Below are 15,072 nucleotides of genomic sequence, written 5' to 3'. Positions count from 1 at the left end.
CGCCACCATGTTTGATTTCCTGATCGAGGGCTTCGGCGTCGCGCTGAGCCCGCTGAACCTGGGACTGGCCTTCCTCGGCGCGCTGCTCGGCACCCTGTTCGGGGCGCTGCCGGGCATCGGGCCGATCAACGGCATCGCCATCCTGATGCCGCTGGCCTATACCCTGGGCCTGCCGGCGGAGTCGGCGCTGATCCTGCTGGCCGGCATCTATACCGGCGCCGAGTACGGCGGGCGCATGTCGAGCATCCTGCTCAACGTGCCCGGCGACGCCGGCGCGGTGATGACCACCCTCGACGGCCACCCGCTGGCCAGGAAGGGCCTGGCCGGCCCGGCCCTGGGCCTCTCGGCGGTGAGCTCCTTCGTCGGCGCGACCATCGCCATCCTCGGCCTGACGCTGTTCGCGCCGCTGCTCGCCGAGGTGGCGGTGATGTTCGGCCCGGCCGAGTTCTTCGCGCTGATGGTCTTCGCCTTCTCGTCGATGTCGGTGATGATGGGCAAGGACCCGGTCAAGACCGCCATCGGCGCGGTGCTCGGCGTGCTGATCGCCACCGTGGGCGTGGACAGCGGCACCGGGGTGATGCGCTTCACCTTCGGCATGCCCGAACTCTACGACGGCATCGACTTCGTGGTGATGATCATCGGCCTGTTCGCGATCAGCGAGATCCTGCTGATGCTGGAGCATGCCCACCGCCGCGATGGCGACACCGAGATGCCGCCGCTGGGCCGGGTCTTCGTCAGCCTCAAGGAGGTGCTCTACTGCAAGGGCGCCATGGGCCGCTCGGGGCTGCTCGGCTTCATCATCGGCGTGCTGCCGGGCACCGGCGCCTCGGTGGCCGGCGCGGTCTCCTACACCACCGAGAAGCGCCTCTCCGACAAGGAGGGCACCTTCGGCAAGGGCGACATGCGAGGCCTGGCGGCCCCGGAGGCGGCCAACAACGCCTCGGCGGCGGGTTCCTTCGTGCCCATGCTGACGCTGGGCATCCCCGGCTCCGGCACCACCGCCGTGCTGCTCGGGGCGTTGATGCTCTACAACATCACCCCGGGGCCGATGATGTTCACCGAGCGTCCCGAGGTGGCCGGCGGCCTGATCGCCTCGCTGTACATCGGCAACATCGTACTGCTGGCGCTCAACCTGCCGCTGGCCGGCGTGTTCGCCCGGGTGCTGACCATCCCGCGCTGGGTGCTGGTGCCGGCCATCGCCATCCTGGCCTTCGTCGGCGTCTACCAGCTGCACTCCGACCTCACCGCCATCTACCTGATGCTGATCATCGGCGTGTTCGGCTACCTGCTGCGCAAGCTGGGCTTCTCGCTGGCCCCGGTGATCCTCGGCTACGTGCTCGGCGGGCTGATGGAGCAGAACCTGCGCCGGGCGCTGTCGATCAGCGGCGGCGACGTCGGCATCCTCTGGCAGTCCGGCATCTCGCTGGGGCTGTGGCTCGCCGCCGCCGCGCTGCTGGTGCTGCCCTGGCTGCTGCCGAGGCTGTTATCGCGCCGGGCGCCGCGCGAGAATACCGGGCACCACTGAGCCCCTTCCCCGGGCCTGCCGCCCCGCGCCGGCCCGACCACCCGACAGGAGGTCACGGCAGTTTGAACGATACCCTCACCACCCGGCTGGCCGCCCTGGGCCGCTTCCTGCCGACGCTGGCCCTGGGGCTGGTCGGCGGCGCCCTCGCCTACGGGCTCGACGTGCCGCTGCCCTGGCTGCTCGGCGCGATGTTCGCCACCACCCTGGCGAGCCTCGCCGGCGCCCGGCTGCGCTCGCCGGGTCGCGGCCGCAAGGGCGTGCTGGTGGTGATCGGGGTGATGCTGGGCGCGGCCTTCACCCCGGAGATGTCCGGCGACCTGCCGCTGTGGGGCGCCAGCCTGAGCGCGATGCTGCTGGCCACGGCGGTGATGATGGCCTTCTCGGTGTGGTTCTCGCGGCGGGTCGCCGGCCACTCGCTGGACACCGCCCTCTATGCCGGGGTACCCGGTGGCGTCTCGGCGGTCACCGGCATGGCGCTGGACTCGAACGCCGACCTGCGGGTGGTCGGCATGACCCATGCGGTGCGCATCCTGGTGCTGCTGGTGGCCATCCCGCCGGTGCTCGACGGCATCGGCCATGTCAGCCTGCAGCCCACCGGCATGGACCTGGCCCAGTGGCTGTGGCTGCCCGGCCCGGCGGACACCACCTGGCTGGCCGGCGCCGGCGTGCTGGGCGCCTGGCTGGGGCTCCGGCTGCGCCTGCCCAACGCCTTGCTGTTCGGCCCGGCGCTGGTCTCGGCGGGGCTGCACCTGACGGGGCTGACCCATGCCGCCATCCCGCCGACGCTGATCGCCCTGGCCCAGGTGATCATCGGCGTCTCGGTGGGGGTGCGCTTCACGGGGACCTCGCTGGCCAAGGTGGGCCATACCCTGGTGATGGCCGGACTGCAGGCGCTGGGCCTGCTGGCCATCGCCATCCTCGCCGCCTGGGCCATCCACGCCGCGACGGGGGTGTCGCTGCCCGCGGCGCTGCTCGCCTACATGCCGGGTGGGGCGCCCGAGCTGAGCCTGGTCGCGCTGTCGCTGGGCATCGACCCGGCCTTCGTCACCTCGCACCACCTGCTGCGCATCACAGTGCTGATCCTGCTGATGCCGGTGCTGCTGCGGGCACTCGAGCGTCCGGCCGGCTAGCGCGACGCTGCCTGCCCCTGCTCGCGAAGGAATTCCACCAGCCGCGGGAAGATGTCCTGGTGGACCCGGTTGCCCATGAAGACGTCCTGGTGGCCGTAGCCCGGAAAGATCGCCAGTTGGTGACGCCCGGGCACCACCGCTTCCAGGGCCCGGTGGCAGTGGAGGTTGCTGTCGGTGAAGACCCGGTTGGTGTCGCCGGTCATGAACAGGCAGGGCGTCTCCACGGCCTCGGCGCCGGCGAGGTAGTCGTCGGGCAGGTCGGCGTAGCGCGGGTCACCGGGCCTCATGCGCACCGTGCGATGGCCGCGCCCCAGCATCTTCAGCACGTGCTTGTGGTAGTTGAGCCCCACCGGGCCGTAGAGGTCGCCGCCGCGGCGGTGGGTGATCTCGTCGAGGTTCTCGTGGCGGTAGAGCGCCGGCCAGCCGGTGCCCCACATCAGCGAGAGCATGTGGCAGGCGGGCACGTCGCACTCGCGGTGGAAGAGCGAGACCAGCTTCGAGAGCAGCTTGCCCACGGTCAGCCGCGGGTCCTCGCTCCAGCGCGGGCTCACGTAGGGCTGCTGGAGGATGCGCTCGATGATGAAGGGGAAGATGTGGCCCTTGATCCGCGACCAGGTGGGCACGTGCGGCGTCAGCGCCACGCTGTTGGCGATGCAGGAGCGGATGCCGGTGACGGTGCCGGCGAACAGCGCCATGGTGAAGCTCATGGCCCCCAGGCAGTGGCAGATGACGTGGAGGTTCACGTCGGGGCCGGCCACCTCGCGGACCTTGGCGATGGCCGCCGGGTGGTCGTAGAGGGCGCAGTCGTCCATCGACCAGTCGCTGGGCTGGAGGTTGTAGGCATGGCGGTTGCTCATGCGGAAGTCCAGGGTCCAGACGTCGGTGAAGCCCGCGTCCAGCAGGTGGCTGACCAGGTTCTCGTGCTCGGGCTGGATGAACATGTCCGAGGAGGTGGTCAGGCCGTGGATGATCACCACCACGTCGCGGCACGGCGCCCGGCGGAAGCGCAGCAACGACAGCCCCAGGCCGTCCCCGGTGGTGAAGTGGTGGGTGCTGGTCTCGGCGTCGCGGACGCCTTCCAGGGTGTAGAGCGGGATCTCGCGTGACATGGTGCCCTCCTTCCGGTCGCTCTGCCTCGCCCCTCGCCCCTCGCCCCTCGCCCCTCGCCCCTCGCCCCTCGCCCTAGGCCAGTATCTCGGCCATCGCCCGCTCGGCCAGGGCGGCGATGGTCCGCGAGGGGTTGAGCCCCAGGGCCCGGGGCACGATGGCGCCGTCCAGCACGTGCAGCCCCGGATAGCCGAACGCCTCGCCCTTGTGATCCACCACGCCGTCCGCGGCGCTGGTGCCCATGTTGCAGCCGCCCAGCGGGTGCGGGGTGAGCAGGTAGTCGAACAGCGTCCAGGACGGCGGCTCCAGCGCCCGTCCGCCGGTGGCCTCGGAGAGGCGCTTGTGACGGTCGATCAGCGCCTGGACGGTAGGTCGCGAACGGCGCACATCGTAGTCCAGGGCGAGCTCCAGGTCGCGACCGAGCCAGGCACGCTCCAGGCGCATCACCCCGTCGCTGGCGTCCACGCCCTGGCCGAACCAGGGCATCAGGTGGGCGTGGGGGTCATGGCCCTGCAGCAGGCTCTCGAGCAGCAGCCGCCAGCCCTCGAAGAGCCGCTCGCCGGCGGCCTGGCGCTCGAGCACGGCGCGCAGGGCGTTGCCGATGACGTCGGGAAAGCCGCCGTCCTCGACGAAGTAGCGCTCGCCGCGGTCGCGGCCGTCCAGGTAGTCGATGGCGCAGGTGATGGTCGGGCCCCGGGTCGGCGACACCTCGCGGTCGGCATAGAGCGCCGGGGTCAGGAAGTCGCCGTTGGCGCACCAGCCGCGGCCGAGCCGGGGCGACAGCGCCGGCAGGGTACGGTACTGGTCCCGGCAGCGCAGCAGCAGCTCGGTGGAGCCCAGCGAGCCCGCGGCCACCACCACCCGCCGGGCGGTCTCGCTGGCCTCGCCGCCGCCGTCCAGGCGCCGGTAATGCACCCGGTAGCCCTGCCCTTCCGGCTCGATGGCCCGCACCAGGCACAGCGGGCGGATCTCGGCGCCCCGGTCCTCGGCCCGGGCCAGGTAGTTGAGGTCCAGGGTGTTGCGGGCGCCCACCGGGCAGCCCAGGTCGCAGTCGCCGCAGTGCACGCAGGTGCCCTGGGCGCGACCGAAGGCGTTGGTCACGGCCCGGCTGTGGCGCGGGTCGTGGGGATCGTCGAGGCCGTAGTGCCAGGCGTCGTCGAAGCGCAGCGCCAGCGGCAGCCGGCGGAAGTGTTCGGCGGCGCCGGTGGCCAGGGCGGCGTCGTGCATCAGCCGCTGGCGGGCGGTGAGCTGGCCATCGGGCAGGGTCTGGACCTCGAGCATGCGCCCCGTGGTGGCGTAGTGCGGCGCCAGGGCGGCGAAATCGATCTGCTCCGGCCAGCCGTGATCGAAGACGAAGCGCTCGGCCTCGACGAAGACGTTGGCGTAGACCAGCGAGCCACCGCCGACCCCGGCGCCCTGGGCCACCCCGACCCGGGGGAAGAGCCGCAGGTCCAGCCAGCCGTGGCGACGCTCCGGGTCCTCCACGTCGAAGACCCAGTCGTCGCCGGGGCCACGGGGCAGGTCCTCGGAGGCCCAGCGCCGGCCACGTTCCAGCACCAGCACTCGCTCGCCGGCCTCGGCCAGGCGGCAGGCCGCCACCGAGCCGCCGAAGCCCGAGCCGATGACGATGGCATCCTGGGTCGGGGTCATGGTCGGCCTCCCCGCGCCAGGGGCGCATAGAGGTCCCAGAGCTCGCCGAAGAAGAAGCCACCGAAGGTGGCCAGGGTACGAGCGTCGCCGTCGCCGGTGACCCGCAGCGTCGACAGCAGCGCCGTCAGCTGGGGCACGCCGAGCTCCAGGACACCGGCGCCGACCACCTCGCCGCCGGCGTCCTCGCCCCGGTGCAGCCGGGCGTAGAGGGTGGTAGTGTCGCGCCACAGGTCCGGGCCGGGATCGTCGTGGAGGCGCTTCTCCCCGGCCAGGTAGTGAGCGGCCCCGTCGGCGGTGAAGCCCAGCTCGTAGACCATGCGCCGGCCGGTGCCGTCCACCCGGGCCTGCGAGAACAGCCGGAAGACGCCGGAGGGGGCGGCCAGGTCGACCCCCAGGGGCGGGAAGTCCACCCGCCCCGAGAGCCGCCCCGGATGCTCGGGGTCGGCCACGAAAGCCGCCAGGTCGTCGATGGCCACCTCGGCGTGCATGGCCAGCCGGGTGCCGGCGTGGCGCCCCGCGGCGGCCCCGGCATCCGGGTCCGTCTCGCCCAGGGCGAAGGCGCCCTGCATGGTCTCCTCGAAAGCGATACCCGCGCTCATGGTGTCATCCTCCCTCAGTCCCAGGGCGCCAGCGGCAGGTCGTTGGCTTCCACCAGTCGGCCGCCGGCATCGGTCACCCTCACTGGCTCGCCCTCGGCACCGATCACCCGCACGCGCAGCCGATGGCGGGCCTTGTCGAGCTCGAGGCGGCAGAAGTTGTCCTCCTGGCTGAAGCCCCAGGCCCGGTAGTGCACCACCGCGTCGCGCCCGGGCAACGGGAAGCCGTCGAACTGGCCCTCCTCGGCGGAGTCGTGGACGAAGCCGTTGGGGTCGCCGTCGGCGAAGGGGAAGGGCCAGTAGAGCGCCGAGGAGGTGACGTCGTAGGCGACCAGGTCGAGGTCGCCCTGCTCGGTCTGGAAGCGCAGTCGGGCGATGTTGGCGCAGTGCACGTCGCCGCTCAGGAAGACCACGTTCTGGATGCCCGCGTCGTGGATGTGCTCGAGGATCGCGCGGCGGGTACTGGGGTAGGCCGGCCAGCTGTCGCTGCGCTCGCGCTGCGCGCGGTTGACCTCGTAGAGCCAGTCCTCCGCGTCCTCGCCGGGGTCATCCTCCAGGTGGGGGTCGAGGCGCTCGTCGATGGGGCCGGGGGCGAAGACGCTGGAAGTGACCAGGAACTTGGGCACGTTGCCGCGCTCGCGCTGCTGCTCGCTCAGCCAGTCGCGCAGCCGGTCGAGCTGGCTGGCGTGCTCGGGATCGGCGTCGAGGCTGGGGCGGCCCAGCAGGTGGTTGTCGCGCAGCCCCGCCCGCTGGCGATAGCGCTGGGTGCGGGTGTCGACCACGAAGAAGGGGTAGCCGGCGCACTCGAAGCGGTAGTAGAGCCGACGGCCGAAGCTGCGCGGCCCGTGGCTCCACTGGTAGCTCATGTAGGCGCCGATGGCGATGTTGAAGAGGTGGTGGTCGTCGCGCAGCCGGTCCTGGCTCCAGTTGTCCTCGATCTCGTGGTCGTCGAGGATCATGTAGACCGGCGACTGGCGCAGCAGGCGGCGCATGTTGGGGGCGCCGAAGGCCTCGTGGTAGCGCGACTGCATCTCCTCGAAGGTATCGGCCCGGCCGATGGGCAGGTGGCGGTTGAATTTATCGGCGTAGACCTGGTCGCCCATCATCAGCGTGAAGCGCGCCCGCTTGCGCCCGCCCGGGCGCTGGAAGTGCGCCGCCATGGGGGAGAAGATGCGATCCGCCTCCTTCACCTTCCACAGCAGGCCCGGGTAGCGACAGGAGCCGATCAGGAAGCTCAGCTCGTCCGCCGGGCCGGCGGCGGGGTCGGGGAAGGTGCGGAACCGGGCCTCGCAGTCCGCCGGGTCGAGCTCCTCGAGCAGCTCCCCCATGCTGGCGAGCGGTGGCAGGCGCTCGGCCAGGTCCGCATCGCTGAGCGACTCGGCGTCCGGCAGGGGGTCGTCGACGGTCAGGGTGGCCACGCGCACCCGGTAGTCGGTGTCCGGCGCCAGCGGGAAGGGCCCGGGGCCGTCCCGGCCGCCGAGGCTCGCCTCCTGGCCGAGCACGAAGGTGCCGGTGCGATCGAACTCGCGATGCAGGCGGAAGTAGTAGGCGAGGGGCCGGCCCGTGGCCTCGTCGACCTGGAGCCTGCCGCCCTTGAACACCCCCAGCAGGCCGACGGTGCGCATCTCCGCGCCGAGGTGGGGCCCCTCGTCCCGAGGGGAACGGCCGCGGACCCAGATCCGGCAGCGATCGTGAGTGGTGTGCCCGATGAGGGGCCCGAGCTGAGGCGCGCGTAGTCCCGACATGACGGCCCTCCCGTGCTGGCGTGCTGACCGGGGCGAGGCCCCGGGCTTCCTGCGTCGGTTTCAGCGTAGTCGCGCCTGGCGGGGTCGGCTACAGTACGGGGCGCCCGTCATGCCCCAGCCAAGGACGCCCCATGCCGACCGCCGACGCGCCCCTCTTCTCCGTCAGTGAACTCAACCGCCGCGCCCGCCAGGCGCTGGAGCAGGACGTCGGCGACGTCTGGGTGGAGGGCGAGCTGTCCGGCGTCTCGCGGCCGTCGTCGGGCCACGTCTACTTCACCCTCAAGGACGAGCGGGCCCAGCTGCGCTGTGCGCTGTTCCGCAACCGGGCCCGCTTCGTCGCCGCGCCGATGCGCGACGGCGACCACGTCAAGGTGCGCGGGCGGGTCTCGCTGTTCGAGCCGCGCGGCGACTACCAGCTGATCGCCGAGGCCGTGCAGGCGGTGGGCGAAGGCGAGCTGCTGGCCGCCTTCGAGCGGCTCAAGGCCAAGCTCGACGCCGAGGGAGTGTTCGCCAATGCCCGGCCCCTGCCCTACCCGCCGCGCCACCTGCTGGTGCTCACCTCCCCCACCGGGGCGGCGATCCGCGACGTGCTGGCGGTACTCGCGGCGCGCTGGCCGCTGGTGCAGGTCACCCTGATCCCGGTGCCGGTGCAGGGCCGCGAGGCGGCCCCGGCGATGATCGCCGCCCTGGGGCTGCTCAATCGCCAGTCGGCCCTGGACCCCGCGCGGGATGCCATCCTGGTCACCCGGGGCGGCGGCAGCCTGGAGGATCTCTGGGCCTTCAACGACGAGCACCTGGCGCGGGCGATCTTCCACTCGCGACTGCCGGTGATGTCGGCGGTGGGCCACGAGGTGGATGTCACCCTGACGGACTTCGCCGCCGACCGGCGGGCCCCCACGCCCTCGGCGGCGGCGGAGCAGCTGGTGCCGGACCGCGGCGAGCTGCTCGCCCGGCTGCGCGTGCTGGAGGCCCGCCTGGGGCGCGCCGAGCGGGCGCGGCTCGACACCGAGGCCCAGCGCCTGGATCACCTGCGGGCCCGGCTGCGTCACCCCGGCGAGGTGCTGGGCTATCGGCGAAGACAGCTGGAGCAACTGGAGGGACGCCTGGCGCGGGCCATGCGCACCCGGCTCGAGGCGGCCCGGCAGCGCGAGCACCAGTTGCGCCAACGGCTGGCGCTGCGCTCGCCGGCGACCCTGGTGGCCCAGGCCGAGCGGCGCCTGACGCTGGCCCACCAGCGCCTGCACCAGGCCATGCCCCGGGAGCTTTCCCGCCATCGCGAGCGGCTCACCGCCCTGGCCCGGGAGCTGCAGGCGGTGAGCCCGCTGGCGGTGCTCGGCCGGGGCTATGCGATCCTCGAGAACGAGGCGGGACGGGTGATCCGCCGGGCGGCGGACACCGCACCCGGCGAGCGCCTGGAGGCGCGCCTCGGCGAGGGCCGGCTGGCCCTGGAGGTATTGCCCGGGGAGGACGCCGCCGACTGACGGCGCAGGCAATGCCCGAAAAGTGTCTGCGCTCGGTTATACGGCGTTAAAAATCAGCTCAAAGTCCTCATTTACAGCTCGTAAACTCCGGCTTTTCGCTGATTTTTGCCTTGTCTAACCTTCGCTCGCCGACTTTTCAGACTCAGCCTAGCCGATCGGTCGTCTCTTCAAGAAGCCTCGCTGTGGGCCGTGCCGGGCTTGAAGGCCGAGGGCTCGAGTTCGTGGCGGGCCAGCAGCTTGTAGAAGTCGGTGCGGTTGCGCCCGGCGATGCGCGCCGCCTGGGTCACGTTGCCCTCGGTGATCTTGAGCACCTTGACCAGGTAGCTGCGCTCGAAGCCGGCCCGGGCGTCGTTGAAGGTCGGCAGGGCGTTCTCCTCGGCCACCAGGGCCTGGGCCACCAGCGCCTCGGGAATCATCGCCGAGCTGGTCAGCGCCACGCACTGCTCCACCACGTTGACCAGCTGGCGCACGTTGCCCGGCCAGGCGCTCGACGCCAGCAGGTTCAGCGCCTCCCGGGAGAAGCCCTTGACGAAGGGCTTGTGGCGGGCCGCCGCCTGGGCCACCAGGTACTTGGCCAGCAGCGGCACGTCCTCGGCGCGGTCCTTGAGCGGCGGCAGCTTCAGGTTGACCACGTTGAGCCGGTAGAAGAGGTCCTCGCGAAACTCGCCGTCGTGCATGGCCTGGCCCAGGTCGCGATGGGTGGCCGAGATCAGCCGCACGTCGATGGGCACCGAGGCGGTCGACCCCAGCGGGCGGATCTGGCGCTCCTGCAGGGCCCGCAGCAGCTTGACCTGCAGCGGCAGCGGCATGTCGCCGATCTCGTCGAGGAACAGGGTGCCGCCATCGGCGGCCTGGAAGAGCCCCTGGTGCTCGCTCACCGCGCCGGTGAAGGCGCCCTTGGCGTGGCCGAACAGCTCGCTCTCGAGCAGCTGCTCCGGCAGCGCGCCGCAGTTGATGGCGACGAAGGGCTTGTCGGCGCGGCTGCTGGCCTTGTGGATGGCGCCGGCCAGCAGCTCCTTGCCGGACCCCGAGGGGCCGGTGACCAGCACGCTGACGTCCGAGCTCGCCACCATGCGGGCCTGCTCGAGGATGCGCTCCATCTCGGGGCTGCGGGTAATGATGGCCGAGCGCCAGGCGTCGTCGCCCTCGCCGTTGGCGGTGGTGGTCTGGGCCAGGGCCTCGTCGATGGTGGCGAACAGCTCGTCACGGTCGACCGGCTTGGTCAGGAAGCCGAACACGCCCTGCCGGGTGGCGCTGACGGCATCGGGAATCGAGCCATGGGCGGTGAGGATGATCACCGGCAGGCCCGGCGAGCGGCGCTGGATCTCCTGGAACAGCGCCAGGCCGTCCATCTCGTCCATGCGCATGTCGGAAAGCACCAGGTCCGGCCGGGCGGCCTCGAGGCGCTTGATGGCCTCGCGCCCACTCTCCGCGGTGGTCACGCGAAAGCCGCGGCTCTGCAGCCGCATGCCCAGCAGCTTGAGCAGACTGGGGTCGTCGTCCACCAGCAGGATGTGAGCGCCTTGATCACCGTTGGCGTAGGGGCGTCCGGTTGGGGTCATGTCGTCTCTCCCGAGTTACTCGGTCTGCTGTCGCGAATTGATGTTCCGCTCGATGGCGGTGAGGGCATCCAGCTTCTCGGTCAGGGCCCCGTTCTCCGCCGCCAGGGCCTCCCGCTCTTTGCGTTCCTCGACCAGCTGGTGGCTCAGGCTGCGCCGGCCTTCCACCTCGTTGAGCCAGTAGCGCAGCAGCGGCTGCAGCCGGGCCGGCGCCGCATGCAGGTCGGCCTTGAACAGCTCGGAGGCCTCGTCCCACTGGGCCTCGTCGCCCCAGGCCAGCAGCACGGCGCGGCCCAGGCGCTGCTCGGCGCCGCTCCCCTCGAGGGTCAGCAGCATGCCCTCGCGCCAGGCGCGATCCCCCCGCTGGGAGGCCAGGCCCAGGGCTATCCAGTCATGCAGCAGACAGGCGTCATCGGCGAAGCTGGGCACCTCCGAGAAGCAGGCGCCGGCGCTGAGCTGGACCTGGGGGCCGGCGGTGTCGCGGGGTCCCTGGAGGTTCTCCGGGAACCCCTGGCAGCCCACCAGCCAGGTCGTGGCCAGGCCGAGGAGCAGCGGGCGTAGGTTCATGTCAGTCGTTCCTTTCCTGGACACCCGGCAGGGCGGGTGTCGATGTATCGTGCTCGGTGGCCGGCGCCGGGCGCGGCAGGGTCAGTCGGAAACAGACCGCCAGGCGGGGATCGTCCACCAGTTCGAGGGTGCCTTCCTGCAACCGGGCGCAGTCGGCGGCCACCGAGAGACCGATGCCGGAGCCCTTCAGGGCGCCCTTGCGTCGTATGCGTCCCTGATAGAAGGCCTCGAACAGCCGCGGCCGGTCCTCCTCGGGAATCGGCTCGCCACTGTTGGCGACCTCCACGATCAGTCGCTCCTGCTCCACCCGGGCACGGATCTCCAGTTGGCCGGCATCCTCGCCGTAGGCGATGGCGTTGGAGATCAGGTTGTCGAGAATGCGGGCCGTGGCGATCCGATCGGCCTGCCAGGCCAGGGGACCATCGAAGCAGTCCACGCGCATCTCCTTCTGCTGCAGCGCCAGGCGATGCTTGGCCAGCACTTCCTTGACCACGGTGGCGAGATCCAGCCGCTCGACCTCCAGGCGGCGGTTGTGCTGCAGCAGGTTGTAGTCGAGCAGTTGCTCGATGAGCTGCTGGAGTTCGCTGCCACTGGCATCGATCAGCTCGAGGATTTCGCGCTGGTGGTCGGAGAGCTCGCCGGCCACACCGTCGGCAAGCAGCGACGATCCCTCGCGCACGCTGGCCAGGGGGGTCTTGAGTTCATGCGACATGTGACGCAGGAACTGCTGCTTCTGTTCCTCCAGTTCCTCGAGCCGTGACGACAGCCAGTCGAGCCGCTCGTCGAGGCTGACCAGCTCGGCGGGGCCCTGGACCGGCGCCCGCTTGGCCTCCTGGCCGCCGCTGCCGATGCCCAGGATCCGCCGCTCGAGCTGGTGCACCGGGCGGATGATCAGCCGGGTGAACAGCAGCATCAGAATCAGGCTGGCCGAGACCAGCGCGGCGGTCTGCCACCACAGCCGCCGCTGCACGTCCTCGGCTCGGGCACGGATGACGTCGAGGCGGTCGTCGATGCGCCGGTTGGTGGCATGCCGCATGGCCTCGGTATGCTCGGCGAAGGACAGGAAATCGGTGAGCCGACCCTTGAACTCCTCCAGCGGCAGCCCGGGCAGCTCGGCGAGCTTGTCCAGCTCGCTGGAGAGCGCCTTCACGTTCGGGTCGTCGGGCAGCAGCTCGCGCTGCCGGGCGAGCAGGCGGCGAAACTCCGCCAGCCGCTCGTCGTAGATTTCCAGCAGGCTCTCCTGCTCGACCACGGCATACTGGCGGGCACTGCGCTCGAGTTCCAGGGCCAGGGCCCCCAGGGTACGGGCACGACGCGTCTCCTCCACCGCCTGGCGGGCACTCTGGTCGGCCAGCCGCGAGAGTTCGGACAGGGCCTGGCCGGCCTGGAACATCAGCACGGCCAGCGGCAGCATCACCATGAGGAAGGCGAGCAACACCAGCTGCAGCAGTGAGCGCGGGCGCCAACGGCGGGACACAGCGGTGGTCATGGCCAGCGTTCTACCGAGAAGAGTGAGGGAAGTGTCCATCGTTCAAGCCCGAGAATACCAGAGTTCGGCCGGCGACCCTGCACGCTGTGGCGCCGTGACGACACGAAAAAAAGGCCGGCAGAGCCGGCCCAATACGCAGGGAACTGAAGGGTCGAGAAAGCCGCTCGATCGCCGGCCTGGTCCATCCATCGACCGACTTTCCCAGGGCCGTGAGGCCCGCGAAGCCACGGGGACGCCCTTTGCCACCAGGAGCTAGTCATCCTCGTGTGGGTGGCGGACCACCCCGCTTCGTCTCTGGCGTCACCGCCCAGGCCTCGGCCGGGCGATGTCGCGCAATTCGTCCCCCCTAGGGGGGAGGCATCCTTGCCGGGGCATCCTTGCCCTTATCGGTACACTTCCTTGACGCTGTCGGTACCGTCTCATCGCAACCTAAAGTCACACATCGCTGGAGCAGACGTTGATCGCCGCGAGGCCAAAAGGCACAGGGCAGTGTTATCTCGGCCCCTCGGCGACCGGAACACGGTTCGAGCCGTTTGAACCGTTTCCGCTTGCTCACCCTGACTATTGCCAACCGCGTGCCAACAACCAGACTAACTATTTAAAATCAAGGAGATACGATCTTACAAATTGGCAGCATCAGGACAGGTGGCGATCCCGTGCGGCCGAATCGCCCGATCGACGGGATTTTTCGTCGCCGATTGGCGACAATGATTCCGGGCAGCCGATAAAAGCCTTTTGTAACAACTACCTACAATGTCTCCACCTGGCGACACCGTTTCGCATGGTGCCGCCAGGCGGCGACAGGGGGTCAGGCGAGGGCCTTGACGAGCACCTTGGACTGGCGGGCGTGGTTATAGGTATCCCGGCGCAGCGGCGGCAGGTCGGCGATATCGGCCTGGCGGAAGCCATGCTCGAAGAACCAGTGGGCCGTATGCGTGGTGAGGGCGAACAGCGCCACCAACCCCAGCTGGCGGGCACGGCGCTCCACCTCGGCGAGCAGTCGGTCGCCGCGGGCCCCGCCCCGGTAGTCGCCATGCACGGCCACACAGGCGAGCTCGCCCATGCGGGCATCGCCGAAGGTGTGCAGGGCGGCGCAGCCGATGACCATGCCGTCCCGCTCGATGACCACATAGTCCTCGATCTCGTACTCGAGGCGCTCCCGGGAACGCGGCACCAGCATGCCACGACGCTCCAGCGGCTCGAGCAGCTCCAGCAGCCCGCCGATGTCGTCGATCTCGGCGGGGCGCAGCTGCTCGTAGCGATGCTGGGTGATCATGGTGCCCACCCCGTCCCGGGTGAAGAGCTCGCCGAGCAGGGCATCATGGTCCCGCCAGGAGAGCAGGTGAGTACGGGCCACGCCATGGCGGGCCGCGGCGCAGGCGGCACCCAGGTGGCGGGACAGCTCGTCGTCAGGAGGGGTCCGGGCCAGCCGCGGGGCGGCCTCGGCCGGCGTCAGCTGGCGCTGCAGCTGGCCGGCATCGTCGAACAGGCCGCTGGCCTCCCCCAGCAGGATCAGCTTGTCGGCGCCGAGCGCCGTGGCCGTGTGTCGAGCCACGTCGGCGGCGTCCAGGTCGAAGACCTCACCGGTGCTCGAGAAGCCCAGCGGCGGCAGCAGCACCAGCGAGCCCTGGCCCAGCAGACCGCGAATCGCCGCGTCGCGCACCCGGCGCACCTCGCCACTGCGGTCGAAGTCGATCCCGTCACGCACCCCGAGGGGCTTGGCCATCACCAGGTTGCCGGAGACCACTGTCATCTCGACCCCGTGCAGCGGGGTATTGGGCAGCCCGAGCGACAGCCGGGCCTCCAGCCACAGCCGCTGCTCGGCGGCCACCCGCTCGACCCGGGCCATGACCGCCTCGTCGGCCACCCAGCGGCCCTGGTGGCGCCGCGGAGTGATGCCCGCCGCCTCGAGGGCCTCGTGCACCTGGGGACGAATACCCTGCACCACCACCAGGCGCACGCCCAGGGTGTGCAGCAGCGCCAGGTCCTGGATCAGTTGCTCGCCACGGCCCTGCGCAACGGCCTCGCCCTCGATCAGGATCACGAAGGTTCGTCCTCGATGCGCATTGATATAGGGCGAGGAATTACGGAACCAGTCGACGAAGGGGAAACGAGTGTCCAAGGCCGCGCTCCGGCAGCAGGTGAGAGGGGAGGATGAGCATTGACTATATCAGACGGACGAAAACGGCGGCACTCCCCTCCCGGTCAGGTTCGCGGGACGAG

11 protein-coding genes are annotated in these 15,072 nt (G+C 70.7%); 3 read left to right on the top strand and 8 right to left on the bottom strand.

Annotated features, from left to right (window positions below; genetic code table 11):
- Window positions 1-7: 7 nt before the first annotated feature.
- Together OCT48_RS02775 and OCT48_RS02770 are read left to right on the top strand one after the other, a co-directional pair.
- A complete protein-coding gene (locus tag OCT48_RS02775) occupies window positions 8-1,525 on the top strand; it encodes a tripartite tricarboxylate transporter permease (protein ID WP_263591227.1) in 1,518 nt (505 codons plus the stop codon).
- 62 nt (window positions 1,526-1,587) lie between these two features.
- A complete protein-coding gene (locus OCT48_RS02770; RefSeq protein WP_263591226.1) occupies window positions 1,588-2,655 on the top strand; it encodes an AbrB family transcriptional regulator in 1,068 nt (355 codons plus the stop codon).
- Here OCT48_RS02770 and OCT48_RS02765 read toward each other — a convergent pair.
- From OCT48_RS02765 to OCT48_RS02750, 4 genes are all read right to left on the bottom strand, one after another.
- Entirely contained in the window at window positions 2,652-3,764 is a 1,113-nt protein-coding gene (locus OCT48_RS02765) for an alpha/beta hydrolase (RefSeq protein WP_263591225.1), read from the bottom strand. The two genes, OCT48_RS02770 and OCT48_RS02765, sit on opposite strands and share 4 nt — an antisense overlap.
- A gap of 73 nt (window positions 3,765-3,837) precedes the next feature.
- Window positions 3,838-5,412 (bottom strand): GMC oxidoreductase, encoded by a 1,575-nt coding sequence (locus OCT48_RS02760; protein ID WP_263591224.1) that lies wholly within the window; start codon window positions 5,410-5,412, stop codon window positions 3,838-3,840.
- Complete coding sequence (locus OCT48_RS02755; RefSeq protein WP_263591223.1) at window positions 5,409-6,011, bottom strand: hypothetical protein; 603 nt, start codon at window positions 6,009-6,011, stop codon at window positions 5,409-5,411. Before OCT48_RS02755 ends, OCT48_RS02760 begins: the two co-directional genes overlap by 4 nt.
- A 14-nt stretch (window positions 6,012-6,025) precedes the next feature.
- Window positions 6,026-7,753, bottom strand: a complete 1,728-nt coding sequence (locus tag OCT48_RS02750) for an alkaline phosphatase D family protein (protein ID WP_263591222.1) — start codon at window positions 7,751-7,753, stop codon at window positions 6,026-6,028.
- A 131-nt stretch (window positions 7,754-7,884) separates the two neighbouring features.
- Here OCT48_RS02750 and xseA point away from each other — a divergent pair, with 131 nt between their 5' ends.
- Window positions 7,885-9,234: an exodeoxyribonuclease VII large subunit gene (xseA, locus tag OCT48_RS02745; protein ID WP_263591221.1), complete on the top strand. Its 1,350-nt coding sequence runs from the start codon at window positions 7,885-7,887 to the stop codon at window positions 9,232-9,234.
- A gap of 167 nt (window positions 9,235-9,401) precedes the next feature.
- Here the strand turns inward: xseA and glrR are convergent, their stop codons facing one another.
- From glrR to argA, 4 genes are all read right to left on the bottom strand, one after another.
- Window positions 9,402-10,796, bottom strand: a complete 1,395-nt coding sequence (gene glrR / locus OCT48_RS02740) for a two-component system response regulator GlrR (protein WP_263591220.1) — start codon at window positions 10,794-10,796, stop codon at window positions 9,402-9,404.
- 15 nt (window positions 10,797-10,811) lie between these two features.
- A complete protein-coding gene (locus OCT48_RS02735) occupies window positions 10,812-11,360 on the bottom strand; it encodes a hypothetical protein (RefSeq protein WP_263591219.1) in 549 nt (182 codons plus the stop codon).
- A 1-nt stretch (window position 11,361) separates the two neighbouring features.
- Window positions 11,362-12,849, bottom strand: coding sequence for a sensor histidine kinase (locus tag OCT48_RS02730; RefSeq protein ID WP_263591218.1), 1,488 nt, complete (start codon window positions 12,847-12,849; stop codon window positions 11,362-11,364).
- Between the two features lie 808 nt (window positions 12,850-13,657).
- The gene (gene argA, locus OCT48_RS02725) at window positions 13,658-14,971 is read right to left on the bottom strand and encodes an amino-acid N-acetyltransferase (protein WP_263591217.1); all 1,314 of its coding nucleotides are present in this window, start codon (window positions 14,969-14,971) and stop codon (window positions 13,658-13,660) included.
- Window positions 14,972-15,072 lie beyond the last annotated feature (101 nt).

It is taken from the genome of Halomonas sp. M4R1S46, assembly GCF_025725685.1.
Lineage (GTDB): Bacteria > Pseudomonadota > Gammaproteobacteria > Pseudomonadales > Halomonadaceae > Halomonas.
Note: the sequence above shows the minus strand (reverse complement) of the source record. Positions and strands in the feature narration are given on the sequence as shown.

Excerpts from the sequence above, each read along its gene's own strand:
- OCT48_RS02730 (WP_263591218.1), bottom strand. The coding sequence starts at position 12,849 with ATGACCACCGCTGTGTCCCGCCGTTGGCGCCCGCGCTCACTGCTGCAG.
- OCT48_RS02765 (WP_263591225.1), bottom strand. The coding sequence starts at position 3,764 with ATGTCACGCGAGATCCCGCTCTACACCCTGGAAGGCGTCCGCGACGCC.
- glrR (WP_263591220.1), bottom strand. The coding sequence starts at position 10,796 with ATGACCCCAACCGGACGCCCCTACGCCAACGGTGATCAAGGCGCTCAC.
- OCT48_RS02750 (WP_263591222.1), bottom strand. The coding sequence starts at position 7,753 with ATGTCGGGACTACGCGCGCCTCAGCTCGGGCCCCTCATCGGGCACACC.
- OCT48_RS02760 (WP_263591224.1), bottom strand. The coding sequence starts at position 5,412 with ATGACCCCGACCCAGGATGCCATCGTCATCGGCTCGGGCTTCGGCGGC.
- xseA (WP_263591221.1), top strand. The coding sequence starts at position 7,885 with ATGCCGACCGCCGACGCGCCCCTCTTCTCCGTCAGTGAACTCAACCGC.
- OCT48_RS02735 (WP_263591219.1), bottom strand. The coding sequence starts at position 11,360 with ATGAACCTACGCCCGCTGCTCCTCGGCCTGGCCACGACCTGGCTGGTG.
- OCT48_RS02755 (WP_263591223.1), bottom strand. The coding sequence starts at position 6,011 with ATGAGCGCGGGTATCGCTTTCGAGGAGACCATGCAGGGCGCCTTCGCC.
- OCT48_RS02775 (WP_263591227.1), top strand. The coding sequence starts at position 8 with ATGTTTGATTTCCTGATCGAGGGCTTCGGCGTCGCGCTGAGCCCGCTG.